Source organism: Paracoccus binzhouensis (assembly GCF_016446475.1).
GTDB lineage: Bacteria > Pseudomonadota > Alphaproteobacteria > Rhodobacterales > Rhodobacteraceae > Paracoccus > Paracoccus binzhouensis.
On the sequence record NZ_JAEHFP010000063.1, the window covers coordinates 1 to 25,524 of the forward strand.

Annotated in this window: 24 protein-coding genes; 9 read left to right on the forward strand and 15 right to left on the reverse strand. The window is 69.1% G+C overall.

What is annotated here, in order from left to right:
* Positions 1 to 83 precede the first annotated feature (83 nt).
* From I9P22_RS14575 to argH, 4 genes are all read right to left on the reverse strand, one after another.
* The gene (locus tag I9P22_RS14575) at positions 84 to 2,573 is read right to left on the reverse strand and encodes a DUF4175 domain-containing protein (protein WP_332909032.1); all 2,490 of its coding nucleotides are present in this window, start codon (positions 2,571 to 2,573) and stop codon (positions 84 to 86) included.
* Between the two features lie 90 nt (positions 2,574 to 2,663).
* Positions 2,664 to 3,929 (reverse strand): diaminopimelate decarboxylase, encoded by a 1,266-nt coding sequence (gene lysA, locus I9P22_RS14580; RefSeq protein ID WP_199260192.1) that lies wholly within the window; start codon positions 3,927 to 3,929, stop codon positions 2,664 to 2,666.
* Between the two features lie 12 nt (positions 3,930 to 3,941).
* Complete coding sequence (locus tag I9P22_RS14585; RefSeq protein ID WP_199260193.1) at positions 3,942 to 4,097, reverse strand: hypothetical protein; 156 nt, start codon at positions 4,095 to 4,097, stop codon at positions 3,942 to 3,944.
* Positions 4,094 to 5,500, reverse strand: coding sequence for an argininosuccinate lyase (argH, locus tag I9P22_RS14590; protein ID WP_199260194.1), 1,407 nt, complete (start codon positions 5,498 to 5,500; stop codon positions 4,094 to 4,096). Before argH ends, I9P22_RS14585 begins: the two co-directional genes overlap by 4 nt.
* A 22-nt stretch (positions 5,501 to 5,522) precedes the next feature.
* Between argH and I9P22_RS14595 the strand changes: the two genes are divergently transcribed.
* Entirely contained in the window at positions 5,523 to 6,065 is a 543-nt protein-coding gene (locus I9P22_RS14595) for a TlpA family protein disulfide reductase (RefSeq protein ID WP_199260195.1), read from the forward strand.
* Here I9P22_RS14595 and I9P22_RS14600 read toward each other — a convergent pair.
* Positions 6,040 to 6,618, reverse strand: coding sequence for a DNA-3-methyladenine glycosylase I (locus tag I9P22_RS14600; protein ID WP_199260196.1), 579 nt, complete (start codon positions 6,616 to 6,618; stop codon positions 6,040 to 6,042). The two genes, I9P22_RS14595 and I9P22_RS14600, sit on opposite strands and share 26 nt — an antisense overlap.
* A 101-nt stretch (positions 6,619 to 6,719) precedes the next feature.
* Here I9P22_RS14600 and I9P22_RS14605 point away from each other — a divergent pair, with 101 nt between their 5' ends.
* The 3 genes from I9P22_RS14605 (at position 6,720) to phbB (ending at position 9,934) form a co-directional block, all read left to right on the forward strand.
* Complete coding sequence (locus I9P22_RS14605) at positions 6,720 to 7,544, forward strand: EAL domain-containing protein (RefSeq protein WP_199260197.1); 825 nt, start codon at positions 6,720 to 6,722, stop codon at positions 7,542 to 7,544.
* 402 nt (positions 7,545 to 7,946) lie between these two features.
* Entirely contained in the window at positions 7,947 to 9,122 is a 1,176-nt protein-coding gene (locus I9P22_RS14610) for an acetyl-CoA C-acetyltransferase (protein WP_199260198.1), read from the forward strand.
* Positions 9,123 to 9,208: 86 nt separating this feature from the next.
* Positions 9,209 to 9,934, forward strand: a complete 726-nt coding sequence (phbB, locus tag I9P22_RS14615; protein WP_199260199.1) for a beta-ketoacyl-ACP reductase — start codon at positions 9,209 to 9,211, stop codon at positions 9,932 to 9,934.
* Between the two features lie 162 nt (positions 9,935 to 10,096).
* Here the strand turns inward: phbB and I9P22_RS14620 are convergent, their stop codons facing one another.
* Genes I9P22_RS14620 through I9P22_RS14630 form a run of 3 tightly spaced genes read right to left on the reverse strand, consistent with a single transcriptional unit; the run spans position 10,097 to position 11,283 of the window.
* On the reverse strand, positions 10,097 to 10,261 hold the full coding sequence (locus I9P22_RS14620; protein ID WP_199260200.1) for a YdcH family protein: 165 nt from the start codon (positions 10,259 to 10,261) through the stop codon (positions 10,097 to 10,099).
* 58 nt (positions 10,262 to 10,319) lie between these two features.
* Positions 10,320 to 11,078: a tRNA1(Val) (adenine(37)-N6)-methyltransferase gene (locus tag I9P22_RS14625; protein WP_199260201.1), complete on the reverse strand. Its 759-nt coding sequence runs from the start codon at positions 11,076 to 11,078 to the stop codon at positions 10,320 to 10,322.
* On the reverse strand, positions 11,071 to 11,283 hold the full coding sequence (locus tag I9P22_RS14630) for a putative signal transducing protein (RefSeq protein WP_019352147.1): 213 nt from the start codon (positions 11,281 to 11,283) through the stop codon (positions 11,071 to 11,073). The genes I9P22_RS14625 and I9P22_RS14630 overlap by 8 nt, the downstream gene beginning before the upstream one ends.
* A 75-nt stretch (positions 11,284 to 11,358) precedes the next feature.
* On the opposite strand from I9P22_RS14630, the gene I9P22_RS14635 reads away from it, so the two are divergent.
* The gene (locus I9P22_RS14635; protein WP_199260202.1) at positions 11,359 to 12,360 is read left to right on the forward strand and encodes a polyprenyl synthetase family protein; all 1,002 of its coding nucleotides are present in this window, start codon (positions 11,359 to 11,361) and stop codon (positions 12,358 to 12,360) included.
* Between the two features lie 98 nt (positions 12,361 to 12,458).
* On the opposite strand, the gene I9P22_RS14640 is transcribed toward I9P22_RS14635, so the two are convergent.
* Complete coding sequence (locus I9P22_RS14640; protein WP_199260215.1) at positions 12,459 to 13,880, reverse strand: ammonium transporter; 1,422 nt, start codon at positions 13,878 to 13,880, stop codon at positions 12,459 to 12,461.
* Positions 13,881 to 14,162: 282 nt separating this feature from the next.
* On the opposite strand from I9P22_RS14640, the gene I9P22_RS14645 reads away from it, so the two are divergent.
* The gene (locus tag I9P22_RS14645; RefSeq protein ID WP_199260203.1) at positions 14,163 to 16,514 is read left to right on the forward strand and encodes a transglycosylase domain-containing protein; all 2,352 of its coding nucleotides are present in this window, start codon (positions 14,163 to 14,165) and stop codon (positions 16,512 to 16,514) included.
* A 107-nt stretch (positions 16,515 to 16,621) separates the two neighbouring features.
* Here I9P22_RS14645 and I9P22_RS14650 read toward each other — a convergent pair whose 3' ends face one another.
* Together I9P22_RS14650 and I9P22_RS14655 are read right to left on the reverse strand one after the other, a co-directional pair.
* Positions 16,622 to 17,233, reverse strand: coding sequence for an MlaC/ttg2D family ABC transporter substrate-binding protein (locus I9P22_RS14650; RefSeq protein WP_199260217.1), 612 nt, complete (start codon positions 17,231 to 17,233; stop codon positions 16,622 to 16,624).
* Positions 17,223 to 17,933, reverse strand: a complete 711-nt coding sequence (locus I9P22_RS14655; protein ID WP_233253407.1) for an MlaA family lipoprotein — start codon at positions 17,931 to 17,933, stop codon at positions 17,223 to 17,225. The genes I9P22_RS14650 and I9P22_RS14655 overlap by 11 nt, the downstream gene beginning before the upstream one ends.
* A 147-nt stretch (positions 17,934 to 18,080) precedes the next feature.
* Between I9P22_RS14655 and I9P22_RS14660 the strand changes: the two genes are divergently transcribed.
* Both I9P22_RS14660 and I9P22_RS14665 read left to right on the forward strand, forming a co-directional pair.
* Complete coding sequence (locus I9P22_RS14660; RefSeq protein WP_199260204.1) at positions 18,081 to 19,823, forward strand: type I secretion system permease/ATPase; 1,743 nt, start codon at positions 18,081 to 18,083, stop codon at positions 19,821 to 19,823.
* The gene (locus I9P22_RS14665) at positions 19,820 to 21,250 is read left to right on the forward strand and encodes an HlyD family type I secretion periplasmic adaptor subunit (protein ID WP_199260205.1); all 1,431 of its coding nucleotides are present in this window, start codon (positions 19,820 to 19,822) and stop codon (positions 21,248 to 21,250) included. Before I9P22_RS14660 ends, I9P22_RS14665 begins: the two co-directional genes overlap by 4 nt.
* A 233-nt stretch (positions 21,251 to 21,483) precedes the next feature.
* Here I9P22_RS14665 and argF read toward each other — a convergent pair whose 3' ends face one another.
* From argF to I9P22_RS14685, 4 genes are all read right to left on the reverse strand, one after another.
* Positions 21,484 to 22,410 carry an ornithine carbamoyltransferase gene (argF, locus tag I9P22_RS14670; protein WP_199260206.1) on the reverse strand — a complete coding sequence of 309 codons (927 nt, stop codon included), beginning with the start codon at positions 22,408 to 22,410 and terminating at the stop codon, positions 21,484 to 21,486.
* Positions 22,411 to 22,508: 98 nt separating this feature from the next.
* Positions 22,509 to 22,985 (reverse strand): GNAT family N-acetyltransferase, encoded by a 477-nt coding sequence (locus I9P22_RS14675; RefSeq protein WP_199260210.1) that lies wholly within the window; start codon positions 22,983 to 22,985, stop codon positions 22,509 to 22,511.
* Positions 22,978 to 24,150, reverse strand: a complete 1,173-nt coding sequence (locus tag I9P22_RS14680) for an aspartate aminotransferase family protein (RefSeq protein ID WP_199260211.1) — start codon at positions 24,148 to 24,150, stop codon at positions 22,978 to 22,980. Before I9P22_RS14680 ends, I9P22_RS14675 begins: the two co-directional genes overlap by 8 nt.
* A gap of 185 nt (positions 24,151 to 24,335) precedes the next feature.
* Entirely contained in the window at positions 24,336 to 25,157 is an 822-nt protein-coding gene (locus tag I9P22_RS14685; protein ID WP_233253408.1) for an ABC transporter permease, read from the reverse strand.
* 129 nt (positions 25,158 to 25,286) lie between these two features.
* On the opposite strand from I9P22_RS14685, the gene I9P22_RS14690 reads away from it, so the two are divergent.
* Positions 25,287 to 25,524: GcrA family cell cycle regulator (locus tag I9P22_RS14690; RefSeq protein WP_332909033.1), on the forward strand; the 238-nt coding region annotated here is incomplete at its 3' end.

Below are 25,524 nucleotides of genomic sequence, written 5' to 3' on the forward strand. Positions count from 1 at the left end.
AGGTCTGCGATCTGTTCTCCGACGAGGAGTGCTACAACTACTTCAAAACCGCCGGGTATGAGGCCGATTGAGTGCAACAGGCTCTAGAAATTCTCCAGCAGCCGGCCCAGATAGTCGCGCTCCTCGCGCGGGCGTTCGCGCTGGCCGCTGCGACGGCGGATCTCGTCCTGCAGGTCACGGGCCTTGCGCGCGGGGTCCGGCCCCTCGGCCAGCGGGTCGCCGCCATTGATCGAACCGCCGTCGCCCGACAGCGCCCGGCCCAGCGGATCGGTCTGCGGCGGGCGGTTATAGGGCTGTTCCAGCCCGCGCCGGCCGCGCGGATCGCCCGAGGGGCCCTCGGGCCCGCCCTGCTGGCCCTGGCCCTGCTGGGCCTGCCGGTCCTGCGCCGCCATGTCGCCCAGCGCCCGCATCCCCTCGCGCATGGACTGGATGGCCTGGGCCTGCCGCTCCATCGCGCCGCCGGGATCGCCCTCGCGCAGCGCCTGCTCGGCCTCCTCCATGGCGCGCCCGGCCTCGTCCAGCTGGCGCCGGGCCTCCTCGCCCTGCGGCGTGCCGCGGCCGGGCAGCAGGCCGCGCTGACGGCCCAGATCCTCGCGCAATTCGCGCTGGCGGTCGGCGAGCTGCCGGTTGTCCTGGCTGCCCTGGCCCTGCTCGCCCTGCTGCCACTGGCCGTATTGGTCCTGCATCTGGCGCATCGCCTCGTCGGCCAGCTTCTGCTGGTCGCGCAGCGTCTCGGCCAGCCGGTCCGAGGGGCGCTGGCGCCCGCCCTCGCCGCCCTCGGATTGCGTCACCTGCAGGTTCTGCATCATGCGGTTGAACTGCTCGAGCAATTCCTGGGCCTCGGCCATGCGACCCTCGTTCATCAGCCGCTGGATCTCGTCCATCATCTGCTGGATCTGGTCGCCGGTGATCTGCTGGCGGTTCTGCGGCGAGCGGTCGAAGCGCTCGGCCGGGTCCTCGCCCTGCTGCTGGGCCAGCATGTCCAGGTAATCGTCGGTGGCCTGCTTCAGCTCGTCCATCAGGCGCTGCACCTCGTCGGGGCTGGCGCCGTTGCGAATCGCCTCGGAAAGCCGCTCCTGCGCCTGCTGCATGCGCTGCAGCGCATCGGCCAGCCCGCCATCCTCCAGCGCCACCGCGGCATCCCACAGCACCTGCGCCAGCTTGTTGCGCGTCTCTTCCGTCAGGTTGCCGGATTCCAGCGTGCCGACGGCACCCTGCAGGCCCTTGTAAAGCTCGGCATCCATGAAGCCTTCGGGCTGCCAGCTGGCGGCGCGCAGGATCCGAGCGCCGCGGGCGGCATTGTCCCGCGACCACAGCAGGTCGCGCCGCAGCTCGATCAGCGCCGCCGCCAGCGGGTCGAAGAAGCGCCGCCCCGGCAGCACCATGCGCATCGGCTGCGAAGCGCCCTGCTGGCCGATGCCGTCCTCGACCTTCAGCGAGACGGTGACGGGCAGGTTGGCCCAGGGGTGGCGCGACAGGTCGCCGACCAGCCGGCCGCGGATCTGCTTGCGGCTGCCGGTCGCGGGCAGCGGCAGGTCCAGCGCCACCGCCTCGCGCGGCTCGGGGTCAGGGGCCAGGCCGAAGCGGCGGTCGACCGCCGCCAGGTCCAGCGCGATCACCGCCTGCCCCGCCGCGACGCCGTTGTCGTCGCTGGCGGTGAACTCCTGCACCAGCCGGCCGTCGGCGCGCCGCTCGGGCGCCTGGCCGGGCGCCACCTCGGGCGCGGCATCGGGCAGCACGGTCACGTCGAAGCGCCGCCCGGCGACCTCGATCACCCCGTCGCGCTCGGCCATGAATTCCGGCGCCGCGGGGTCGCCGCCCGCGACGGCGGCGCCGATGTCCTGGTCGATCCCGGCCCCCTCGCCGTAAAGCCGGAAGCTCAGCTTCGAGCCCTTGGGCAGCTCCAGCCGCTGCCCCTCGGGCAAGGCGTTCAGGTAAAGTGTCGGCCGGCGGGTATAGGCGGGAGGCTCGGCCCAGCCTTCCCAGGACGGACCGGCCTCGGCGCCCGGCCGCGCCTCGGGCGCCGGGCGGAAGGTCGCGCCCAGGGCGGCGATGCCCTGCCCCAGCTGCCCGGCCGGCGCAAAGATCAGCGCCATGACCAGCGCCACCATGCCGACCAGCCGCAGCGCCACCGGATCGCGCCAGCGCAGCCGCGCATCGGGGGCGACGGGGCGCGCGGCCATGGCGGCGGCCTGCATCCGCGCCAGATGCGCCTGCCACAGGGCGGCAGAGCCCTCATCCCCGGCCCCGACAGCGACCCGGTCGCGCAGGGTGGCAAGCGGCCGGCCCGGCAGCGCCAGGTCGACCCGCAACAGGGCCGCCTCGGCCGAGGGACGGCGGAAACGCCGCAGCCCCCAGCCGGCAGTCAGCAAGGCGGCCAGCGCCACCGCAGCCATCACCCAGGACAGCGCCCGCGAGGACAGAAGATCGGTCGCCCCGAAGGCCAGCGCCGCCAGCACCAGCGCCAGGACCACGGCCAGCGGCCAGAAGGCCGCGGCCAGCGCCTCCCACCACATGCCGGCGCGGGTCAGCCCGACCGCCCAGCGAATCCGGCGCGGCTCAGCTGGATCCACGGCCCCGCCCCCTTCTTTTCCGTTTGCGAAATACCCCACGGGGGCCCGGGGGTGTGAAACCCCCGGCCGCAACGGCGCGGGAATGAGCGATCAGAGCCATTCCGGGATGGTATCGCGTCCCAGCATTTCCTCAAGCGTCGGCCGCGCCCGGATGACGGCGAATTGATCGCCGCTGACCAGGACCTCGGGCACCAGCGGCCGGGAATTGTATTCCGAGGCCATCACCGCGCCATAGGCCCCGGCCGAGCGCAGCGCCACCAGATCGCCGGGCGTCAGCGCCGGCAGCTCGACCGCCTTGCGGAAGGTGTCGCCGGTCTCGCAGACCGGGCCGACCACGTCATGCGGCGCGACCTCGGTCCCCGGCGCGGGCTCGCGCACCGGCACGATGTCGTGATGCGCCGCATACATCGCCGGCCGGATCAGGTCGTTCATGGCGGCGTCGAGGATCAGGAAATCCCGCCCCTCGCCCTCTTTCAGGTAAATCACCGAGGAAAGCAGGATCCCGGCATTGCCGGCGATGTTGCGGCCCGGCTCGATCTCGATCTCGCAGCCCAGGTCCCCCACCGCCTCGCGGATCACCTGGCCGTATTCGATCGGCAAGGGCGGCGCATTGTTATCGCGGCGATAGGGGATGCCCAGGCCGCCGCCCATGTCGAGCCGGGTGATCGCATGGCCGTCGGCGCGCAGGGCGCGGGTCAGCTCGGCCATCTTGGCATAGGCCTGGCGATAGGGCTCCAGGTCGGTCAGCTGGCTGCCGATATGCATGTCGATGCCGATCACGCGGATGCCGGGCAGGCGCGCGGCATGTGCATAGACCTCGCGCGCCCGCGCGATGGGGATGCCGAACTTGTTCTCGGACTTGCCGGTGGCGATCTTCTCATGCGTCCTGGCATCGACGTCCGGGTTCACCCGCACCGCAATCGGCGCCTCCACCCCCATCGAAGACGCGACCCGCGACAGCAATTCCAGCTCCGGCTCGGATTCGACGTTGAACTGGCGGATGCCGCCTTCCAGTGCCATGCGCATCTCGGATTCAAGCTTGCCGACGCCGGAGAACACGATCCGCTCGCCCGGCACGCCCGCCGCCCGCGCCCGCGCATATTCGCCGGCCGAGACGATGTCCATGCCCGCGCCCAGGTCGCCCAGGAGCTTCAGCACGGCGATGTTCGAATTCGCCTTGACCGCGAAGCAGACCAGATGATCGCACCACGCCAGCGCCTGCTGGAACAGCTTGAAATGCCGAGTCAGCGTGGCCGTGGAATAGACATAGACCGGGGTGCCGACCGCGGCCGCGATGCGGGCCAGCGGCACCTCCTCGGCATGCAGCCAGCCGTCGACATAGTTGAAATGATCCATGGCGTTTCCGGGTCAGAGTTTCGAGACGACGCCGATCCGCGCCTCGCCGCTGACCTGCAGGCCCGGCTCGGGCGCGGGATCGGGGCGGGTGGGCGCACCATCGACGCCGCAGGCGGCCAGCGTCGCCAGAAGCAGCGCGAAGGCCGCCAGAAGCAGGGGATGCGTCATGGCTTCTCTCCCAGTTTGTCCTTCCAGCGCGCGATCTGGGCCCGCACCTGCGCCGGCGCGGTGCCGCCATAGCTGGTGCGCGAGGCGACCGAGTTATGCACGCCCAGCACGTTGTAGACATCGGCGGTGATGGCCTGATTGACCGATTGCATCTGCTCCAGCGTCAGGTCGGGCAGGTCCACGCCCGATTTCTCGGCCATGGCGACCAGCGCGCCGGTGGCGTGATGGGCGTCGCGGAAGGGCAGCCCGGCCTCGCGCACCAGCCAGTCGGCCAGGTCGGTCGCGGTGGAAAAGCCCGAGCCCGCCGCCGCCGCCAGCCGCTCGCGATTCGCGGTCAGGTCCGACAGCATCCCGGTCATCGCCGCCAGGGCCAGCATCAGGTTGTCGCTCGCGTCGAAGACCTGCTCCTTGTCCTCCTGCATGTCCTTGGAATAGGCCAAAGGCAGCCCTTTCATCACCACGAACAGCGCCACGGCGGCGCCAAGGATACGGCCGATCTTGGCCCGGATCAGTTCGGCCGCGTCGGGGTTCTTCTTCTGCGGCATGATCGACGAGCCGGTCGAGAAGCGGTCCGACATGGTGACGAAGCGGAACTGGGCCGAGGACCAGATCACCAGCTCCTCGGCCAGCCGCGACAGGTGGACGGCGCAGATCGCCGCCGAGGACAGGAACTCCAGCGCGAAATCCCGGTCGCTGACCGCGTCGAGGCTGTTCGCCATCGGCCGGTCGAAGCCCAGCGCCTTGGCCGTCGCCTCGCGGTCGATGGGAAAGCCCGTCCCGGCCAGCGCGGCGGCGCCCAGGGGCGATTCGTTCATCCGCCTGCGCGCGTCCTGGAAGCGCGACAGATCGCGGCCGAACATCTCGACATAGGCCATCATGTGATGGCCCCAGGTCACCGGCTGCGCGGTTTGCAGGTGGGTAAAGCCCGGCATGACCCAGTCCGCGCCCTTTTCCGCCTGCGACAAGGCCGCGCGGATCAGCGCGTCCAGCCCCTGGATCGCCGCGTCGCACTGGTCGCGCACCCAAAGCCGGAAATCGGTCGCCACCTGGTCGTTGCGGCTCCGCGCCGTGTGCAGCCGCCCCGCCGGCTCGCCGATGACCTCTTTCAGCCGCGATTCCACGTTCATGTGGATGTCTTCCAGCGCGGTCGAGAACGGGAAATTCCCCGCCTCGATCTCTGACAAGACCGTGAGCAGCCCTTCCCCGATCGCCTCGGCATCGCTAGTGCTGATGATGCCCGTTGCTGCCAGCATCGCCGCATGGGCGCGGCTGCCCCGGATGTCCTGGGCATAGAGCCGCCGGTCGAAGCCGATCGAGGCGTTGATCGCCTCCATGATCGCGTCCGGGCCTGCGGCGAAACGTCCGCCCCACATCTGGTTGGCGGTGGAGGGCTGCTCGGTCATGGATTGTCCTTCGGGGGGTGGAATGCGTTGGCTGGTTCTTTATACGGCGCTGGTGCTTGGTGCAAATGCCGCATTCGCGGGGGAAATCGACTGGCAGGCCGCGCATGACGGCGGGCTGGCGAAGCTGCAGCAGACCGACCCGACCCCGGTGCCGACAACCGAATTCACCGATCCCGAGGGCGGCACGCACAGCCTGGCCGACTGGAAGGGCAAGGTGGTGCTGTTGAACTTCTGGGCGACCTGGTGCGCGCCCTGCCGCGAGGAGATGCCTTCGCTGGACGCCTTGCAGGCCGAGATGGGCGGCGAGGATTTCGAGGTCGTGGCCATCGCCGCCGGCCACAACCCGCCGCCGGCCGTGAGGAAATTCCTGGACGAGGAAGGCATCACCCACCTGCCGGTGCGGCTGGACCCGCGCCAGAAGCTGGCGCGCGAGATGGGGGTGATGGGCATGCCGGTGACGGTGCTGATCGACCGCGACGGCACCGAGATCGCCCGGCTGATGGGCGGCGCCGACTGGTCCTCGGAGGCCGCCAAGGCGCTTATCCGGCAGGCGACAGCGCCTTGATCCGGCCGTGGCAGGGGCAATGGGTCATGTGGTCGTTGACCAGCCCGCAGGCCTGCATGAAGGCATAGGTGATCACCGGTCCGCAAAAGTTGAAGCCACGCTTTTTCAGGGCCTTGGCCATGGTTTCCGATTCCGGCGTCTTCGCCGGCACCTCGGCCATGCTGGCGAAATGGTTCTGGATCGGCCGGCCGCCGACAAAGGACCAGATGAAGGGCGAGAAGCCCTCGGAGCCCTCGATGTCCAGAAACAGCCGCGCGCCCTTGACGGTCGCCTCGATCTTGCCGCGATGGCGGATGATGCCGGGATTCTTCAGCGCCGATTCGACCTCGGCCGCGCCCCAGCGGGCGACGCGCTCGGGGTCGAAGCCTTCGAAGGTCTCGCGGAAGGCGTCGCGCTTGCGCAGGATGGTGATCCAGCTCAGCCCGGCCTGAAAGCCGTCCAGCACCAGCTTTTCCCAGAGCGCCCGGGAATCGTATTCCGGCACCCCCCATTCCAGGTCGTGATAGGCGACGTAAAGCGGGTCGGCCCCGCACCAGGCGCAGCGTTCGGTCATGTCGGGCAAGGATCCGTTAACCTCGAGTCGAGAAAGCATCTCGAGTTTACGCGATCTTAGGGGATGATCACCAGACTTGCGCCGATGACAGGAGTCTTGGCATGACCGACATGTTTGATTCGCCACCGGAAACGGGCTCGCCGCTGGATTTCGCGGTCGAACAGCAATCGCGCCTGACCATGGCCACGGTGCGGCGGGCGGTGTCGCGCGGCGACGCGGTGCTGGCCTTTCAGCCGGTGGTGCAGGCCGAACGCACCGACCACGCCGCCTTTCACGAGGGGCTGATCCGCATCATCGACGAAACCGGCCGCATCGTGCCGTTGCGCGACTTCCTGCCGCTGGCCGAAACCACCGAACTCGGCCGCCAGATCGACTGCCTGTCGCTGTCGCTGGGCCTGAAATCCCTGGCCGAGCAACCTGCGCTGCGGCTGTCGATCAACATGTCGGCACGCTCGATCGGCTACCCGGCCTGGCTGCGCATCCTGCGCGAAGGCATCGCCGGGCAGGACAGCCTGGCGGAGCGGCTGATCCTCGAGATCACCGAAAGCTCGGCCATGGGCATGCCCGAGATGGTCGGCCGCTTCATGCAGGAGCTGCAATCCCACGGCGTCAGCTTCGCGCTGGACGATTTCGGCTCGGGCTATACCTCGTTCCGCTATCTGCGGGATTTCTGCTTCGACATGATCAAGATCGACGGGCAGTTCATCCGCGACATCGCCGGGCAGCGCGACAACCAGGTGCTGGCCCGGGCGCTGCAATCCATCGCGCATCATTTCGACATGTTCACCGTGGCGGAATCGGTCGAGACGGCGGATGACGCGGCCTTCCTGATCGACATGGGCATCGACTGCCTGCAGGGCTATTACTTCGGCGCCCCGACCATCGTGCCACCGTGGAAATCCCCGAACGCCGCCGCCAGGCGCTGAGCGGCAGCGGGCGAAGGCGAAGGCGAAGGCGAAGGCGAAGGCGAAGGCGAAGGCGAAGGCGAAGGCGAAGGCGAAGGCGAAGGCGAAGGCGAAGGCGAAGACATTCGGGCCTACCCTTGCGGCGGCTTGTCAAGATGCGGCCTGCCGGCGGCTCGCTCAGCGGATGCGCGCCGAAGCCCCGCGAACCCTGCCCCCTCGCTTTCGGCCGTCCTGCGTCATCACCCCGGCTGGGGCCCTGCAGCCCGGAATCCGCCGCGCCCGCCCGTTTCGGCCAGGGCGCGGCGGGCAAACCGCGGGCCTGCCCCGCGGGCCCGCATCGGGAAGCCTGCTTGACGTTGCGGAACGAAACGGCAAACGTCAGTCCGTTACCGGACTTTTCGGCCATATGGGAAGGAGCCCGCCATGACCAAAGCTGTAATCGTATCCGCTGCCCGAACCCCCGTGGGCAGCTTTCTCGGGTCCTATGCGAACCTGCCGGCGCATGACCTGGGCGCCATCGTCCTGAAGGCCATCGTCGAGCGGGCCGGCATCGATCCTTCCGAAGTGTCCGAAACCATCCTCGGCCAGGTCCTGACCGCCGGCCAGGGCCAGAACCCCGGCCGCCAGGCCCATATCAAGGCCGGCTATCCGCAGGGCTCGGCCGCCTGGGTGCTGAACCAGGTCTGCGGCTCGGGCCTGCGCTCGGTCGCGCTGGCGGCGCAGCAGGTGCTGTTGGGCGACGCCACCGTGGTCGCGGCCGGCGGCCAGGAATCCATGTCGCTCTCGCCCCATGCCGCCTATATCCGCGCCGGGCAGAAGATGGGCGACATGAAGATGCTCGACACCATGATCAAGGACGGGCTCTGGGACGCCTTCCACGACTATCACATGGGCACCACGGCCGAGAACGTGGCGACGAAATGGGGCATCACCCGCGCCGAGCAGGACGAGTTCGCCGTGGCCTCGCAGAACAAGGCCGAGGCCGCGCAGAAGGCCGGTAAGTTCGCCGACGAGATCGTGCCGGTGACGATCAAGACCCGCAAGGGCGACACCGTGGTCGATGCCGACGAATACATCCGCCACGGCGCCACGCTGGAGGCGATGGAGAAGCTGCGTCCCGCCTTTAGCAAGGACGGCACGGTGACCGCCGGCAATGCCTCGGGCCTCAATGACGGCGCCGCCGCGGTGCTGGTGATGACCGAGGACGAGGCCGCCCGCCGCGGCCTGACGCCGCTGGCGCGCATCGCCTCCTATGCGACCGCCGGCGTCGATCCGCAGATCATGGGCACCGGCCCGATCCCGGCCAGCCGCCGGGCGCTGGAGCGGGCCGGCTGGTCGGTCGGCGACCTGGACCTGGTCGAGGCGAACGAGGCCTTCGCCGCCCAGGCCATCGCCGTCAACCGCGACATGGGCTGGGATCCGGCCATCGTGAACGTCAACGGCGGCGCCATCGCCATCGGCCACCCGATCGGCGCCTCGGGCGCGCGCATCCTGAACACGCTGCTGTTCGAGATGCAGCGCCGCGACGCCAAGAAGGGTCTGGCGACGCTGTGCATCGGCGGCGGCATGGGCGTCGCCATGTGCCTGGAACGTCCCTGATCGAAAAAGGCGCGCGCAACTATCTTGCGCGCGTCGACCGGGTTCGGTAACACAATTTCAAGACCATTTTCAAAGGGGGACGAAAAATGGCAAAAGTGGCCCTTGTGACCGGCGGATCGCGTGGCATCGGCGCGGCGATCTCGAAGGCGCTGAAGGAGGCGGGCTATACGGTCGCCGCGAATTACGCCGGCAATGACGATGCCGCCCGCGCCTTTACCGAGGAGACCGGTATCAAGACCTACAAATGGTCGGTGGCGGATTACGACGCCTGCGCGGCGGGCATCAGGCAGGTCGAGGAGGAGCTGGGCCCCATCGCCGTGCTGGTCAACAATGCCGGCATCACCCGCGACGCGATGTTCCACAAGATGACCCCCCAGCAGTGGAAGGAGGTCATCGACACCAACCTGACCGGCCTTTTCAACATGACGCATCCGGTCTGGTCGGGCATGCGCGACCGCAAGTTCGGTCGCATCGTCAACATCAGCTCGATCAACGGCCAGAAGGGCCAGGCCGGCCAGGCGAACTATTCGGCGGCCAAGGCGGGCGACCTGGGCTTCACCAAGGCGCTGGCCCAGGAAGGCGCCCGCGCCGGCATCACCGTGAACGCCATCTGCCCGGGCTATATCGGCACCGAGATGGTCCGCGCCATCGACGAGAAGGTACTGAACGAACGCATCATCCCCCAGATCCCCGTCGGGCGGCTGGGCGAGCCCGAGGAGATCGCGCGCTGCGTCGTCTTCCTGGCCTCGGACGATGCCGGCTTCATCACCGGCTCGACCATCAGCGCCAATGGCGGCCAATTCTTCGTCTGACCATCCGCCTGTCCGACCGCCCGCCTGACAGCGGCGCCGGACAGGCCAGTCGGTCGGGCCAGCCCGACAGGCCCGGAAATGGCAACGGCCCGCGAGATGTCGCGGGCCGTTTCTCATTCCATGGTGAAAGCCGCGGGCGGGCGGACCCGTCCGGGGTCGCCACTAGTGCGACAGGCGCGTGATCTCTTCCTTGAGGCGAAGTTTTTCCTTCTTCATCTGGGCGATGGCAAGGTCATCCATGCCGGGGCTGCGATGCGCGGCCTCGATGGCGTTCGAAAGTGACTGATGTTTGCGGCGAAGCTCCTGCACATGGGATTCAACCGACATTCCGTCCTCCTCTTGGATTGATCGAACCAAGGGATTGCAGCACAGAATCGTCACATTGTCACCGAAAATTCGGCCCTCCCGGCGAAAGTGCCGCACCCCCGCGCAAAACCGCCTGCGCGGCCTCGGTCAGGTCCTCGCCATCGCCCGAATGTGACGGATTTGCATGCATGACAAAGGGGGATAGCAGCCGCAGCGGCGCCCGCGCGCCCTTGCGGGCCAGCACGATCACCCGGCCGGCCTCGCGCCCCTCGCGCGCCGCCACCGGCAGGATCGTGATCGCCCCGGCCGCGGGCGAAAGCGCTGAGAGAATCGCCCCCAGCCGCTCGGCGCGCTGGATCAGCGTCAGCCGGCCGCCGGGCCGCAGGCGGCGCAGCCCGGCCTCGATCCAGGCGGCAAGCGGCGTGTCCTCGTGCCGGGCCCGGCCGCGCCCGGCATCGGGCGCCACCGGCCCGGCGGTGAAATAGGGCGGATTGGCGATGACATGGTCGAAGCTCATGGCGCGCAGCGCGGCAGGGGGGCGGACCAGGTCGCCCCCGAGGATCTCGGCCGCGATGCCGTTCGCCGCGGCATTGCGCCGGGCCAGCGCGGCATAATCCTCCTGCAGTTCCAGCCCGGAAAGCCGCAGGCCCGGCACCCGCGCGCCCAGGCACAGCAGCGCCACCCCTGCCCCGCAGCCCAGCTCCAGCACGCTTTCGCCGGACCGGACCGGGCAGGCGGCGGCCAGCATCACCGCATCCGCCCCGGCGCGATAGCCCTGCGCGGGCTGAAGGATGCGCAGCCGGCCGCCGAGGAAGCCGTCCTCGCGCAGGTCAGTCATGATGGATGCGGTTGTCGCGCAGGATGGCGCGCGCCATGAACAGGTCGCGATCCGCCACCATCAGCCGCCGCGGCAGGATGCCGAGCGAGCCTTCCAGCACGCTCATGTGCTGGTCCAGCGGAAAGGACTGGATGCCCTCGGCCGCCAGCAGGTCGGCGACGCGGGTGATCAGAAGCGGGTCGGTGGTGCGCAGAAGCTCTTTCATGTCACCGGAAAGTTAAGCGGCGGTTGCGATTGTGTCCATGGCATGGCAATGGCTGGCGGCGAAAGGGGATCGCTGATGGGCATGAACGAAAACGTCTCCAAGCCGCTCGACCGGCTTTCGGCCGAACTCGCCGGGGATATGGACCGGGTCAACGCGCTGATCCGCGACCGCATGGCCAGCCGCCACGCGCCCCGCATCCCCGAGGTGACCGCGCATCTGGTCGAGGCCGGCGGCAAGCGGCTGCGGCCGATTCTGGTGCTGGCGGCGGCAACGCTTTGCGGCTACCGGGGCGACAGCCATGTGCTGCTGGCGGCGGCGGTCGAGTTCATCCATACCGCGACGCTGCTGCATGACGACGTGGTCGACGAAAGCCGGCAGCGGCGCGGAAGGCCGACGGCCAACCTGCTGTGGGACAACAAGTCCAGCGTGCTGGTCGGCGATTACCTGTTCGCGCGCAGCTTCCAGCTGATGGCCGATACCGGCAGCATGCAGGTCATGCGCATCCTGGCCAATGCCAGCGCCACCATCGCCGAGGGCGAGGTGCTGCAGTTGACCGCGGCCCAGGACATCGCCACCACCGAGGACACCTATATCCAGATCGTGCGCGGCAAGACCGCGGCGCTGTTCTCGGCCGCGACCGAGGCCGGGGCGGTGGTCGCCGGCGCCGATCCGGCGGTGCAGCAGGCGCTGTTCGATTACGGCGACGCGCTGGGGATCGCCTTCCAGATCGTCGACGACCTGCTGGATTACGGCGGCTCGACCACGACCATCGGCAAGAATGTCGGCGACGATTTCCGCGAGCGCAAGCTGACCCTGCCGGTCATCAAGGCCATCGCCCGCGCCGATGCCGATGAGCGCGCCTTCTGGGAACGCACCATCGGCCAGGGCCGGCAGGAGGAGGCCGACCTGGCCACGGCGCTGGAGATCCTGCACCGCCGCGAGGCGCTGGCGGCGGCGCGCGCCGATGCCATCGCCTGGGCGGGGCGCGCCAAGGCGGCGCTGGCCCCGGCGCCGGAGCTGCCGCTGCGGGCGATCCTGTCGGACCTGGCGGATTTCGTGGTCTCGCGGCTGTCCTGACCCCTCGGCCGCGCGCCCGCGGCGCGAATGCGCAACGAAAAGCCCGGCCGAAGCCGGGCTTTTGCCTTTGTCCTTGCCTGTATCGGCCCGTGTCGCGCCTAGCTGTTGTAGGCGTTCTCGCCATGGGCGGTGACGTCCAGGCCCTGGCGCTCGTCATTGGCCGAGCTGCGCAGCCCGGTCACCGCCTTGACGATCATCAGCGCCACGAAGGACACCACGCCAGACCAGATCACCGCGACCACCACGCCCAGCGCTTGGGTCGTCACCTGCCCGGCAATGCTGTAATCCGCCGCGACCGCCCCGGCCGCGTAGTCGTAGATGCCCGAGCCGCCCAGCGACGGCGCCGCGAAGACGCCGGTCAGGATGGCGCCGACGATGCCGCCGATGCCGTGGATGCCGAACACGTCCAGGCTTTCGTCGATGCCCAGCTTGCCCTTGAGGCTGATCACGAACCACATGCACAGGAAGCCCGCGGCAAGGCCGATGACGATGGCGCCCATCGGCCCCACGAAACCGGCGGCCGGGGTGATGCCGACCAGCCCGGCGATGGCCCCCGAGATCCCGCCCAGCAGCGAGGGATGGCCGCGGAACAGCCATTCGCCGAAGGCCCAGGCCAGCGCCGCGGCCGAGGTGGCGACGGTGGTGTTCAGGATCGCCAGCGCCGCGGTGCCGGTCGCCTCCATGTTCGAGCCGGCGTTGAAGCCGAACCAGCCGATCCACAGCAGGCAGCCGCCCAGGAAGGTGAAGGGCAGGTTGTGCGGCGCCATCAGCTCCTTGCCGTAGCCCAGGCGCGGCCCGACGACGATGGCGGCGACCAGGCCCGCGATGCCGGCATTGATGTGGATGACGGTGCCGCCGGCGAAGTCCAGGTCGCCATGGCCGAACAGGAAGCCGCTGGGCGCGTCATAGGCCGAGGGGCCGCCCCACCACCAGACCATATGCGCCATCGGCAGGTAGGAGAAGAAGAACCAGATCACCACGAACAGCAGGACGGCCGGGAACTTCATCCGCTCGACCGTGGCGCCGACGATCAGCGCCGGGGCGATGCAGGCAAAGGCCATCTGGAAGATGACGAAGACATATTCCGGCACGAAGACGTTCTGGGTGAAGGTCTCGGCCAGCGACCCGGTGCCGACGCCGGCCAGGAAGGCCTTGGACAGCCCGCCGATGAAAGGCGTCAGCGCGGTCGCATCCTCGGCCGAGCCGGCGCCGGTGAAGGCCAGCGAATAGCCGAAAGCAACCCAGAGCAGCGACATGATGCAGAAGACGGTGAAGACCTGCATCAGCACCGACAGCATGTTCTTGGCCCGCACCAGCCCGCCATAGAACAGCGCCAGGCCCGGGATGCTCATCATCATCACCAGGATGGCCGAGACCATCATCCAGGTGGTGTCGCCCTTGTCGACGATCGGCGCCACGGTCTCGACGACCGTCTCGGCCATGGTGGCGGGGGCCTCGGCATCCTGCGCCAGGGCCGGCACCGCCAGCCCGATCAGCGGAAGGGCGAGCGCCGGGATCATGGGTTTGATCGCGGTTGGTCTGATCATGTTTCCTGCACCTCTTTCTGCATCGCGGCAGTTCCGTGTCCCGGCCAGAAAACCTGCGCGCCCGGCGCTCGCACAAGCATTGTGCAGCTTCCCGCCGGGCCCGGCCCTCGACTGCCCGAATTTTACGCGCTTGCGCCGGGCTTTGCGGTCTCTCGCGGCAGTTCACTGATAGGTCATCGCGGTTCTCAAGCCCGGCACTTTGCTGTATGGTCCGCGCCAACAGGCCGGAGGACTCGGCCGGGCAGGATAGCAGGCATGAAGAAACCGACCGGCGGGGGCCGCATCGTTGCGGAGAAGCGCAATTTTGACCAAGTCCCTCAGAAAAGACAGAAACAGCCCCGTGAACCGCGCCGCAAGCCGCCGCGCCGTCCGCGCCGCGGCAATGTGGTGACGTGGGGAATCGCCGGCTTCGTCACGCTGGTCTGGCGGGTGGTCTGGGGCTCGTTCTGGCGGCTGGGCCTGACGGTCGCGCTGATTCTTGCCGCCGCCAGCTTCTATTTCTACACTACCCTGCCCGAAGCCTCGGCGCTTTTCGACGGCCGTGCCCGCGGTTCCGTCACCATGCAGGACAACGAGGGGCGGGTCTTCGCCTGGCGTGGCGAAACCTTCGGCATGGTCAGCGCCGACAAGATCGCCCCGGTGCTGAAGGACGCCGTGGTGGCGACCGAGGACAAGCGCTTCTTCCGGCATTTCGGCGTCAGCCCGCGCGGCATCGCCTCGGCCATCAAGATCAACCTGGCCGCCGGCCGCGGTCCGCTGGAAGGCAACGGCGGCTCGACCATCACCCAGCAGGTGGCCAAGCTTCTGTGCCTGGGCGAGACCTTCGACCCGATCCGCTGGAAGTCCGAAGCCGAGTTCGAGGCCGAATGCCGCAAGTCCTCGATCTGGCGCAAGGTCAAGGAAGTCCCCTACGCCATCGCCATGGAGGCGAAATACTCCAAGGAGGACATCCTCAACATCTACATGAACCGCTCGTATCTGGGCGCCGGGGCGCGCGGCTTCGAGGCGGCGGCGCAACGCTATTTCGGCAAGTCCGCGGCCGAGGTGAACGCCTCGGAGGCGGCGATGCTGGCCGGGCTCCTGAAGGCGCCCAGCTATTTCGCCCCGACCTCGAACCTGCAGCGGGCACAGGACCGGGCCTCGGTGATCCTGGGGCTGATGCACGAACAGGGCTTCCTGGACGAGGCGCAATATGCCGATGCCAAGGCGCATCCCGCCGTGCTGTCCAAGGCGGCGGCAGCGCGGGCGGGCGGCTATTTCGCCGATTGGGTGATGGAATCCGGCCCCGGCTTCCTGACCAGCGAGACGACCGAGGACGTGACCATCAAGACCACCTTCGACCAGCGCGTGCAGCGCGCGGCCGAACGGGCGCTGAAGCGCGTCTTCGACGAAAAGGTCGCCAAGGGCTCGAAGGCGCAGGCCGCGGTGGTGGTCATGTCGCCGGACGGCGCGGTGCGGGCGATGATCGGCGGGCGCGACAACACCGTCTCGGGCACCTTCAACCGCGCCACCCAGGCCAAGCGGCAGACCGGATCCAGCTTCAAGCCCTTCGTCTTCGCCGCGGCGCTGGACCAGGGCTATGGCCCGAACGACATGGTGCTGGACGCGCCCCTGACGATCAACGTGCGCGGCTCGGGGCCCTGGTCGCCGCAGAACTACACCCGCCGCTATTCGGGCGAGGTGACGCTGACCCGGGCGCTGGCGCAATCGCTGAACACCGCCACCATCCGCCTGCAGGAGATCGCCGGCCGCGACGCGGTGCGCCGGGTGGCGCGCGATTTCGGCGTCTCGGATGAACTGGCCAAGGGGCCCTCGCTGGGGCTGGGCGTGTCCGATTCGACGCTGCTGAACATGACCGCCGCCTATGCCGGCATCCGCAACGGCGGCACCGCCGTGAACCCCTATGGCCTGATCGAGCTGCGCATCAAGGGCGACGACCAGGCGCTGATCGGCCAGGCCGGCGGCATGGGCCAGCGGGTGATCTCGCAAAAGGCGGCGGGCGAGCTGATCGGCATGATGCAGCAGGTGGTCGAGCGCGGCACCGGCACCCGCGCCCGGCTGAACGGCCGCCCGGCCGCCGGCAAGACTGGCACCACCTCGAGCTATCGCGACGCCTGGTTCATCGGCTTCACCGGGCAATATGTGACCGGGGTCTGGATGGGCTATGACGACAACAAGCCGCTGAAGGGCGTGACCGGCGGCGGCCTGCCGGCCGAGATCTGGCAGGCGGTGATGACCGAGATCCACGACGGCCTGCCGGTCGAACCCCTGGGCAATTTCGTCTTCGACCCGAACAGCGCCGTGCCGCAGGTGGTCAGCTCGGACGAGAGCGGCGCCGGCGATCCGCTGGCCGCCGCGCTGTCCGAGGCACTCGGCCAGCCCTCGCCGCAGGGTCAGGCACAGCCGTCGCCCGACCAGGGGCAGTCTCCGGCCGCGGCCGGGCGGGTGCTGCCCGATCCGGGCGTGCAGAGCCCCGGCGGCCCCCCGACCTTCCCGGCCGAGACCGTGACCAGCGGCCCCGAGGCCGAGATGCCCGCCGAGGGCCTGCCGCCCGACGATCCGCTGACCCAGGCCCTGCGCGGCATCGACGGGGTCTATCAGCAATAAGGAAAAGGCCGGGGCCGGCCTTTTTGCCTCACCGGCGCGGTCGGTGCGGGCTGCACCGTTGCGGTGGGTATTTGAAGAGCAAAGAAGCGGCTTGCGCGGCGCCCGGTTCAGCCCGCCTGTTGCAGGTCGGCGGTCAGCCCGGCCAGGTCGCCCTTGCGCCTTGCCAGCATCGCGCCGATCTCGGCCCGTTCCGAGGCGAGCATGTTCACCCCCTCAATGATGATGTTGAAATAGCGGCTTTTCCCGGACTTGTCCGAGACATGCCATTCCACCTCCATCGGGCTGCGGCCCTTGAGATAGGCGACCGAGGTCACCGCGTAGAAGGACTTGACCGGCCTGGCGCCCGTCACCTCGATCCTGGAGCCGATGAACTCGCGGAAGCGCTTGCCGTATTTGCGGCCGATATAGCCCTGGAACGCCTGCCGGTAGGCGGCGAATTCGGCGGCGCCGGCCTGCCGCGCCGCCGGGCCTAAGGCCGAGCGCGCGATGATCTCCACATCCGCATAGCGCGCGAAGATTGCCTCGAAGGCCTTGTACATCTGCGCCGGCGGCTGGCCGGAATTGATCACCGCATAGACCTCGTCCAGCGAGGCCTGGATCAACGCCCGCGCCTCCTCCGTGTCCAGCGCCCAAGCCGGGGCAGCGGCCACCGCCAGGCCGCCGGAGAGCAGGCCCCCGGTCATCAGGCCCAGGAATCCGCGGCGGGTCTCATTCGGCATAAGGGTCAATGTGCTCTCCTTCCTCGCCCAGTTCGTGGCGGCGATGCTGCAACCAGATCAGCCGCGTCTGGGCATAACTATCGGCGCTTTCGTGCAGGATGCTATCGACGGAATCGCCGAAACGCCCCCGCTCACCGGCTTTTGAGACGACGCGCGCGCCCATGCCGATCAGATACTGGTCGCGGTTGAGCCAGCCCCGCATCGGGTCGATCACGATGTCGACCACCCGCCCCGCCGCATCACGGGTCGTCGAGGGGCCGATCAGCGGCAGTTCCAGATAGGCGCCCTCGCCCACGCCCCAGGCAGCCAGGGTCTGGCCGAAATCGGTGTCCTCCTCGGGCAGGGCGAAATCCTTGCCGGCGGGGTCGAGGAAACCCGCCAGGCCCAGGGTCGAGTTCACCAGGAAGCGGAAGGTCGTGCGCACCGCCGGCGCCGGCTTGCCCTGCAGCAGGTGGTTCACCGCCTTGCCGGGCAGCGCCAGGTTCGAGCCGAAATTCCCCACGGCTTCGGTGACTTGCCCGCCATCGCCGCCCGAGGCGCCGCGGCTGATCGGCCTGACCATATGCGTGTCCACGCCCTTGTTGAAGGCATGGACCCTGCGGTTCATCGGTTCCAGCGGGTCGGCGATCTGTCCCGGCTGACGGGCGGCGGCGCAGGCGGCCATGGCCAGCGTCGCGGCAAGAAGGATCCAGCGGCTCAATATTTTGCTAACCTTCCGTTGCTAATCCTGATTTTTCACGCCGAATCCCGCGCATCGGGAATACGATCTGTTCTGCTGCGTAGAGTTGGGATAAGCGCTGCAACAACGCCGGGCAAGCCCGGCCGGACGATGAGGAAAGGAACCGGCATGGCTTCGCCGCCGATGCGACATGACGGCCGAAAAGAACTCGCATCCGCACGCGGCCGGGCATGGCAGCTCTACGCCTTCGTCGGGGTTTTCTCGTTCGCGGTGAACATGCTGATGCTGACCGGGCCGCTGTTCATGATGCAGGTCTATGACCGCGTGCTGGCCAGCCGCTCGGTCGAGACGCTGACGGCGCTGTTCCTGCTGGTGGTGTTCCTGTTCGCGCTGATGGGCGTGCTGGACCTGGCGCGCAACCGCATCATGGCCCGCGTCGCCGCCCGCTTCCAGGAACGGATGGAGGGGCGGGTCTTCACCGCCGGGCTGCAGGACGGCCAGGCGGCGGGTTCGGACCTGGCGGTGCGCGGCGGGATGCGCGACCTCGAGGCGGTGCAGCGGCTGATCGGTTCGCCGGTGCTGATGGCGATCTTCGACCTGCCCTGGGCGCCGTTCTTCCTGGCTGCGGTCTTCATCTTCCACCCGCTTCTGGGGGCGGTGGCGACAGCGGGCCTGCTGGTGCTGGTGATCGCCACGCTGCTGAACCAATGGCTCAGCCGCGATTCGCTGCAGCAGGCGGCCATCGCCGGCCAGTCGGCCGAACGCATGTCCGACCTCTATCGGGACGAGGGCGAGCTGATCGGCTCGCTCGGCATGCGGGCCGCGGCCTTCCACCGCTGGCAGGAGGCCCGCGACCGCGCGACCGAGGCGACGATGCGCGGCAATGACCGCGCCACCAGCTTCACGGTGTTTTCCCGCACCTTCCGGCTGTTCCTGCAAAGCGCCCTGCTGGCCGCCGGCGCCTGGCTGGTGCTGCGGCAGGAGGTGACGCCGGGCGCCATGATCGCCTCGTCGATCCTGATGGGCCGGGCGCTGGCCCCGATCGAGCAGGTGGTCGGCGGCTGGGCCATCGTCCAGCGCGCGCAGGACGGCTGGAAGCGCCTGTCGGACCTGCTGTCGCGCCGGCCGCCGCAGGCCGCGCGCACCCCCCTGCCCCGCCCGGACGCCCAGCTCGAGGTGCGCAACCTGACCGTCGTGCCGCCGGGCCAGGGCGTCGCCACGCTGCGCGGGGTCAGCTTCGACCTCAATCCCGGCCAGGCGCTGGGGGTGATCGGCCCCTCGGGCGCCGGCAAGACCACGCTGGCGCGGGCGCTGATCAGCGCCTGGCCGATCGCCGGCGGCTCGATCCGGCTGGCGGGGGCGACGCTGGATCAATACGACCCGGACGTGCTGGGCGGGCTGATCGGCTACCTGCCGCAGCAGGTCACCCTGTTCGACGGCACCATCGCCGAGAACATCGCCCGACTCTCGCCCGAACCCGATCCGCAGCGCGTCGTCGCCGCTGCCAGCGCGGCAGCCGCGCATCGCATGATCCTGGACCTGCCGCAGGGCTACGACACGCCCGTCACCCAGACCGGCGGCCGGCTGTCGGGCGGGCAGATCCAGCGCATCGGCCTGGCGCGGGCGCTTTATGCCGACCCGGCGATCTTCGTGCTGGACGAGCCGAACTCGAATCTCGACAACGAGGGCTCGACGGCGCTGAACATCGCCATCCGCAACATCAAGGCGCGCGGCGGCGCCGTCATCATCATGGCGCATCGCCCGGCAGCGATCACCGAATGCGAGATGCTGCTGGTGCTCGACCAGGGCATGCGCCGCGCCTTCGGCCCGCGCGACGAGGTGCTGAAATCGCTGGTCAAGAATGCCGACCAGATCGTCCGTTCGCAGGGCCATGGCGGAGGCGTCACATGAGCGATCCAGGCAATGTCGGCCGCGCGCCGGTCGAAAAACTGTCAGCGACGCCCAGCGAAGCCGCCGGGCCGTTGCCGCATTTCCGCGCCCGCCGCGCCGAACTGCCGCATCCGTCGCCGCCCGCCGCGCCCAAGCGTCCGGAATGGTCGGCCCGCGGCTCGGTGCTGCTGGGCATTCTGGCGCTGCTGGTGATGTTCGGTGGCTTCGGGCTCTGGGCCTGGACCGCGCGCATCGCCGGGGCGGTGGTCGCCCCCGGCCAGGTCGAGGTCGAGCAGCGCCGCCAGGTCGTCCAGCACCCCGATGGCGGCGTGGTCGCCGAGATCCTGACCCATGACGGCCAGGCGGTGACGGCCGGCCAGCCGCTGCTGCGGCTGGACGGCGCGCTGCTGGACACCGAACTGGCCATCGTCGAGGGCCAGTATTTCGAGATCCTGGCCCGGCGTGGCCGGCTCGAGGCGGAGCGCGCCGACCGCAAGGACATCGCCTTCCCGCAGGAGCTGCTTGCCGCCGCGGCGACCCGGCCCGAGCTGCAGGCGCTGATGGAAGGGCAGGAAAGCCTGTTCCGCGCCCGGCTCGACACGCTGGAGCAGTCGCTGGGCCAGCTCGCGAAGCAATCCGAACAGGTGCAGTCGCAGATCGGCGGCATCGATGCGCAAAGCGACGCCTTGCAGAAGCAGCGCGACTTCATCGCCCAGGAACTGCGCGACCAGCGCTCGCTGCTGGAAAAGGGCCTGGCGCAGGCGCCGCGGGTGCTGGCCCTGGAACGCGAGGCGGCGCGGCTGGACGGGCTTCTCGGCGAAACCACCGCCACCCGCGCCCGCGCGGTGACGCAGCTGGCCGAGATCGACCTGTCGCGGCTGGAAAAGACCGCCACCCGCCGCGAGGCCGCCGAGACCGAGCTGCGCGACCTCGGCTATCGCGAGCTGGAACTGGCCGAGCGCCGCCGCGCCCTGACCGAGCAGATAACCCGGCTGGAGATCCGCGCCCCGGTCTCGGGCGTGGTGCAGGAACTGCAGGTGACCACGCCGCGCGCCGTCATCCGCGCGGCCGACCCGATCCTGTACATCATCCCGCAGGACCGGCCACTGGTCGTCGCCGCCCGCATCGCCACCATCAACATCGACGAGGTGCATCCGGGCCAGCAGGTGGTGCTGCGCTTCTCGTCCTTCTCGTCGCGCACCACGCCCGAGATCGACGGCGTGCTGAGCCGGGTCTCGCCCGACACGCTGGTCGACCAGGCCACGCATGTCCCCTATTACCGCGCCGAGGTGACGATCCCGCCCGAGCAGGTCGAGAAGCTGAAGGGGCTGGAACTGGTGCCGGGGATGCCGGTCGAGGTCTATGTCCAGACCGGCGAGCGCAGCCCCCTGGCCTATCTGGTCAAGCCGCTGAGCGACTATTTCACCCGCGCCTTCCGCGAGAACTGAACGCCGGGGCCTGCAGCGTCCGCGGCCAGGCCCCGCTTCTTTCTTGCCCAATATCCCGGAGGAGCCGCACAGCGGCGGGGCAGAGCCCCCTTGCAGCCATGCCGCCGATGCGCGCGCCCCGAAGCGAACCGCCGGCCGCCCCTTGCGACCGGCCGCCACCGCGCCGCCGGGCCGGGGAACGCGCACGCCCGCGAATTCGTGGCACGCCCCAGCGCCGAGATGCGACCGCCCTCTCAGACCCCCAGGCACCAGCGCATGATCGCCTTCTGCGCATGCAGCCGGTTCTCGGCCTCGTCGAAGATGACCGAGTTCGGGCCGTCCATCACCGCGCTGGTCACCTCGTCGTCGCGATGCGCCGGCAGGCAATGCATGAACAGCGCATCCGGCTTGGCCCGCGCCATCAGCGCCTCGTTCACCTGATAGCCGCGCAGCTGGTTGTGGCGCCGCTCACGCGCCGATTGCGGGTCGTGCATCGACACCCAGGTATCGGTCACCACCAGGTCGGCGCCCTCGACCGCCCTGGCCGGGTCGCGCTCGATCTGCACCTGCACGCCCTGGGCGCGGGCGAATTCCACCGCCTCGCGTTCGGGGTCCAGCGTGGGCGGGCCGGTGAAGGTGAAGTCATAGCCGAACTGCCCGGCGGCATGGATCATCGAGCAGCAGACATTGTTGCCGTCGCCCGACCAGACCACCTTCCTGCCGGCGATGGGGCCGCGATGCTCCTCGAAGGTCATCACATCCGCCATGATCTGGCAGGGATGGGTGCGGTTGGTCAGGCCGTTGATCACCGGAACCGTGGCGTATTCGGCCATTTCCTGCAGCGTCGCCTCCTCGAAGGTGCGGATCATGATCAGGTCGACATAGCGCGACAGCACCCGGGCGGTGTCGGCGATGGTCTCGCCATGGCCCAGCTGCATCTCCTTGCCGGACAGCACCATGGTCTGCCCGCCCATCTGCCGCACCCCCAGGTCGAAGCTGACCCGGGTCCGGGTCGAGGGCTTTTCGAAGATCAGCGCCACCATGCGGTTCTTCAGCGGCAGGTCGGCATCGGGCGCGCCCTTGGGCTGGCCGCTGCGCGCATCCTTCATCCGGCGCGCGGTGTCGATCATGCCGCGCAGGTCTGCCTTGTCGGTGGTGTGGATGTCGAGGAAACTGTTCATCTGTGACTGTCTTTCGGATTGATCCGGCAAGCAAGCCGCTTTGCCGAAGGGAGGTCAAGGCCCAAGGCCCGGTGTCGCGGCGGAATTCGACCCAGCCCTCATCGGTGGCGGGTCATGACGCGGGCCAGGGTCCCGTCCTCGGCTGGGCGCAGGTCCTCGCCGCGAAAGCCGGCCTTCCGATAGGCCCGGATCGCGCGCAGGTTGTCGGGCTCGGGGTCGATGACCAGCACCGCCGCCTCGGCCAGCAGCCGGTCGCCGAGGGCGCGCAGCCAGGCGCCGCCATAGCCGAAGCCCGCGGGGCCGGAAAAGCAGTCGATCGCCAGCGCGTCGGCCGGCAGGTCGGCGAAATGCGGCGCGCCCCAGTGATGCGCCGGGTAGATTTGCGCATAGGCGATGGGCGCGCCGCCCAGCAGCGCCAGCCATTGCCGCATGGCGGGCTCGTCCAGGTCCTCCTCGATCCCGGCCAGCTGCGCCTCGGCGCCGCGCCACCAGCGCGCCACCTCGGGCAGGCGCAGCCAATCCGCCAGCATGGGCAGATCGGCGCGCGTCACCGGCCGAAAGCCGAACCTATCCATCCAGTCTGCCGGCCGCCCGGTCGAGCCGCGCCACCGCCTCGGCGATCTCCTCATCCGAGATGGTCAGCGGCGGCAGCAGCCGCAGCGTGTCGTCGGCCGCCGCCACGGTCAGGATATGCTCGGCATAGCCGGCCTTGACCACCTCGCCCGGCGCCACCTTGCATTTCAGCCCCAGCATCAGCCCCTGCCCACGCACGAAGTCGAAGACATCGGGATGCGCCGCCACCAACCCCTCGAGCTTCTGGCGCAGCAAGGCCGCCTTGCGGTTCACCTCGGCCAGGAACTCGGGCGCGGCGATGATCTGCATGACCCTGGCGCCGACCGCGCAGGCCAGCGGATTGCCGCCATAGGTCGAGCCATGCGTGCCCGCCGCCATGCCGGCGGCTGCCTTTTCCGTCGCCAGCACCGCGCCCAGCGGGAAACCGCCGCCGATGCCCTTGGCGATCAACATGATGTCGGGGGTGATCCCGGCATATTCATGCGCGAACAGCTTGCCGGTCCGGCCCATGCCCGACTGTACCTCGTCCAGGACCAGCAGCGCGCCGGTCCGGTCGCAAAGCTCGCGGATTAGCCGCAGGTCGGCATCGGGCAGCGGACGGATGCCGCCCTCGCCCTGCACCGGCTCAAGCATGACGGCGGCGGTGCGATCGGTGATCGCCGCCTTCAGCGCCTCCATGTCGCCCCAGGGCAGCTGGCGGAAGCCGGGCATCAGCGGGCCGAAGCCCTTGACCATCTTTTCCGAGCCCGCAGCCGCGATGGCGCCGGTCGAGCGGCCGTGGAAGGCGCCCTCGAAGGTCAGGATCTCGTAGCGGTCGGGATCGCCCGCCTCGTGCCAGTATTTGCGCACCATCTTGATCGCCAGCTCCGCGGCCTCGGTGCCGGAATTGGTGATGAAGGCGGTGTCGGCGAAGGTATGCTCGACCAGCAGATCCGCCAGCTTCTCCTGCTCGGGGATCTGGTAGAGGTTCGAGACATGCCAGATCCGGTTCGCCTGTTCGGTCAGCGTGGCGACCAGATCGGGGTTGGCATGGCCGAGCGCGTTCACCGCGATGCCGGCGCCCAGGTCCAGGTATCGCGTCCCGTCCGTCGCGATGGCCCAGGAGCCCTCGCCCCGCTCGAAGGCGATGGGGGCCCGGTTATAGGTCGGCAAGACATGCGAAATCATGGAGTTACCCTCTCTGGGAACGGCCGCGCGGCGGCACCATGGCTGACGGAAAGACGGGAAGGCAGGCGGGATCGGTCGTTGACGGCGTCAACGTCGGGGACGGGCGATATGGGCGGTCCGAACGATCATGCCCCGCCGCATAGCGCGGAAGCGCGCCTCGTGCAACGGTCAAATCGGCGGCCATTTCAAGGTTTCATCCGATAGCCGGTGGCCAGCCAGCGCCAGGCAGTGAACAGGACCAGCGCCACGGTCAGGGTGCAGACCGCCAGCCCACGCAGCGCCGGCGCGTCGGACACCCCGGCGATGCCGTAGCGGGCGCCGTCGATCAGGTAGAAAATCGGGTTCCAATGCGCCAGCGCCCGGAACGGCCCGGGCAGCGCCTCGACGGAATAGAAGGTGCCCGACAGGAAGGACAGCGGCGTCACGATGAAATTGGTGATCACCGCCATCTGGTCGAATTTCTGCGCCACGATCCCGGCCAGCAGCCCCAGCCCGCCCATCAGAAGCGCCCCCAGCACCACGAAACCCAGCGCCCAGACCGGATGCGCCACCCCCTGCCCGATCGCCAGCGCCATGCCGGCGGCGATGGCGGCGGCGACGATCAGCGCCCGCGTCACCGCACCGATCAGATAGCCGGCCAGGATCTCGCCCGCCGACAGCGGCGGCATCAGCGTATCGACGATATTGCCCTGCATCTTGGCCGAGATGATGCTGGAGGAGGTGTTGGCGAAGGCGTTCTGGATCACCGTCATCATCAGGATGCCCGGCCCCAGGAAGGCCAGGTAGGGTAGGCCCATCACCTCGCCCCGGTTGCGCCCCAGCGCCAGGGCGAAGACGATCACGAACAGCGCCGAGGTCATCAGCGGCGCGAAGATGGTCTGCTGCCAGACCGACATGAAGCGCATGATCTCGCGCCGGCTGAGCGTATAGAGGCCCAGCCAGTTCATCCGGCCAAAGCGGCGCACGCCCATCTGGCGGAATCCGGGGCTGGTCGGGGTCGGTCGCATCGGCGCTCCTTGAATTTGCGGGCTCGGACGGGTAAATCTGGCTATCCCCGGATTTAAGCCCGGGTCGAGCGGAATTGAAGCCACGAACACGAAGGCACCGGGACCAAGCCGGTGCAGGAAAGGCAAGACATGTCCTGGACCGACGAGCGCGTCGAGACGCTGAAACGCATGTGGGCCGAGGGCCAGTCGGCCAGCCAGATCGCCAAGGAGCTGGGCGGCGTGACCCGCAACGCGGTGATCGGCAAGGTTCACCGCCTTGGCCTGTCGAATCGCGGCGAGGAGGGCGAGGCCGCACCCGCCGCCGCACCCGTCGCAGAAGCCCGACCCGCGGCCGCACCGGCGCCCGAGCCGAAACCGGCCGCGGCCG

Bases quoted from the DNA above. Each gene is read 5' to 3' on its own strand.
- lysA (WP_199260192.1), bottom strand. From the start codon at position 3,929: ATGGATCATTTCAACTATGTCGACGGCTGGCTGCATGCCGAGGAGGTG.
- I9P22_RS14585 (WP_199260193.1), bottom strand. From the start codon at position 4,097: ATGACGCATCCCCTGCTTCTGGCGGCCTTCGCGCTGCTTCTGGCGACG.
- argH (WP_199260194.1), bottom strand. From the start codon at position 5,500: ATGACCGAGCAGCCCTCCACCGCCAACCAGATGTGGGGCGGACGTTTC.
- I9P22_RS14595 (WP_199260195.1), top strand. From the start codon at position 5,523: ATGCGTTGGCTGGTTCTTTATACGGCGCTGGTGCTTGGTGCAAATGCC.
- I9P22_RS14600 (WP_199260196.1), bottom strand. From the start codon at position 6,618: ATGACCGAACGCTGCGCCTGGTGCGGGGCCGACCCGCTTTACGTCGCC.
- I9P22_RS14605 (WP_199260197.1), top strand. From the start codon at position 6,720: ATGACCGACATGTTTGATTCGCCACCGGAAACGGGCTCGCCGCTGGAT.
- I9P22_RS14610 (WP_199260198.1), top strand. From the start codon at position 7,947: ATGACCAAAGCTGTAATCGTATCCGCTGCCCGAACCCCCGTGGGCAGC.
- phbB (WP_199260199.1), top strand. From the start codon at position 9,209: ATGGCAAAAGTGGCCCTTGTGACCGGCGGATCGCGTGGCATCGGCGCG.
- I9P22_RS14620 (WP_199260200.1), bottom strand. From the start codon at position 10,261: ATGTCGGTTGAATCCCATGTGCAGGAGCTTCGCCGCAAACATCAGTCA.
- I9P22_RS14625 (WP_199260201.1), bottom strand. From the start codon at position 11,078: ATGACTGACCTGCGCGAGGACGGCTTCCTCGGCGGCCGGCTGCGCATC.
- I9P22_RS14630 (WP_019352147.1), bottom strand. From the start codon at position 11,283: ATGAAAGAGCTTCTGCGCACCACCGACCCGCTTCTGATCACCCGCGTC.
- I9P22_RS14635 (WP_199260202.1), top strand. From the start codon at position 11,359: ATGGGCATGAACGAAAACGTCTCCAAGCCGCTCGACCGGCTTTCGGCC.
- I9P22_RS14640 (WP_199260215.1), bottom strand. From the start codon at position 13,880: ATGATCCCGGCGCTCGCCCTTCCGCTGATCGGGCTGGCGGTGCCGGCC.
- I9P22_RS14645 (WP_199260203.1), top strand. From the start codon at position 14,163: ATGAAGAAACCGACCGGCGGGGGCCGCATCGTTGCGGAGAAGCGCAAT.
- I9P22_RS14650 (WP_199260217.1), bottom strand. From the start codon at position 17,233: ATGCCGAATGAGACCCGCCGCGGATTCCTGGGCCTGATGACCGGGGGC.
- I9P22_RS14660 (WP_199260204.1), top strand. From the start codon at position 18,081: ATGGCTTCGCCGCCGATGCGACATGACGGCCGAAAAGAACTCGCATCC.
- I9P22_RS14665 (WP_199260205.1), top strand. From the start codon at position 19,820: ATGAGCGATCCAGGCAATGTCGGCCGCGCGCCGGTCGAAAAACTGTCA.
- argF (WP_199260206.1), bottom strand. From the start codon at position 22,410: ATGAACAGTTTCCTCGACATCCACACCACCGACAAGGCAGACCTGCGC.
- I9P22_RS14675 (WP_199260210.1), bottom strand. From the start codon at position 22,985: ATGGATAGGTTCGGCTTTCGGCCGGTGACGCGCGCCGATCTGCCCATG.
- I9P22_RS14680 (WP_199260211.1), bottom strand. From the start codon at position 24,150: ATGATTTCGCATGTCTTGCCGACCTATAACCGGGCCCCCATCGCCTTC.
- I9P22_RS14685 (WP_233253408.1), bottom strand. From the start codon at position 25,157: ATGCGACCGACCCCGACCAGCCCCGGATTCCGCCAGATGGGCGTGCGC.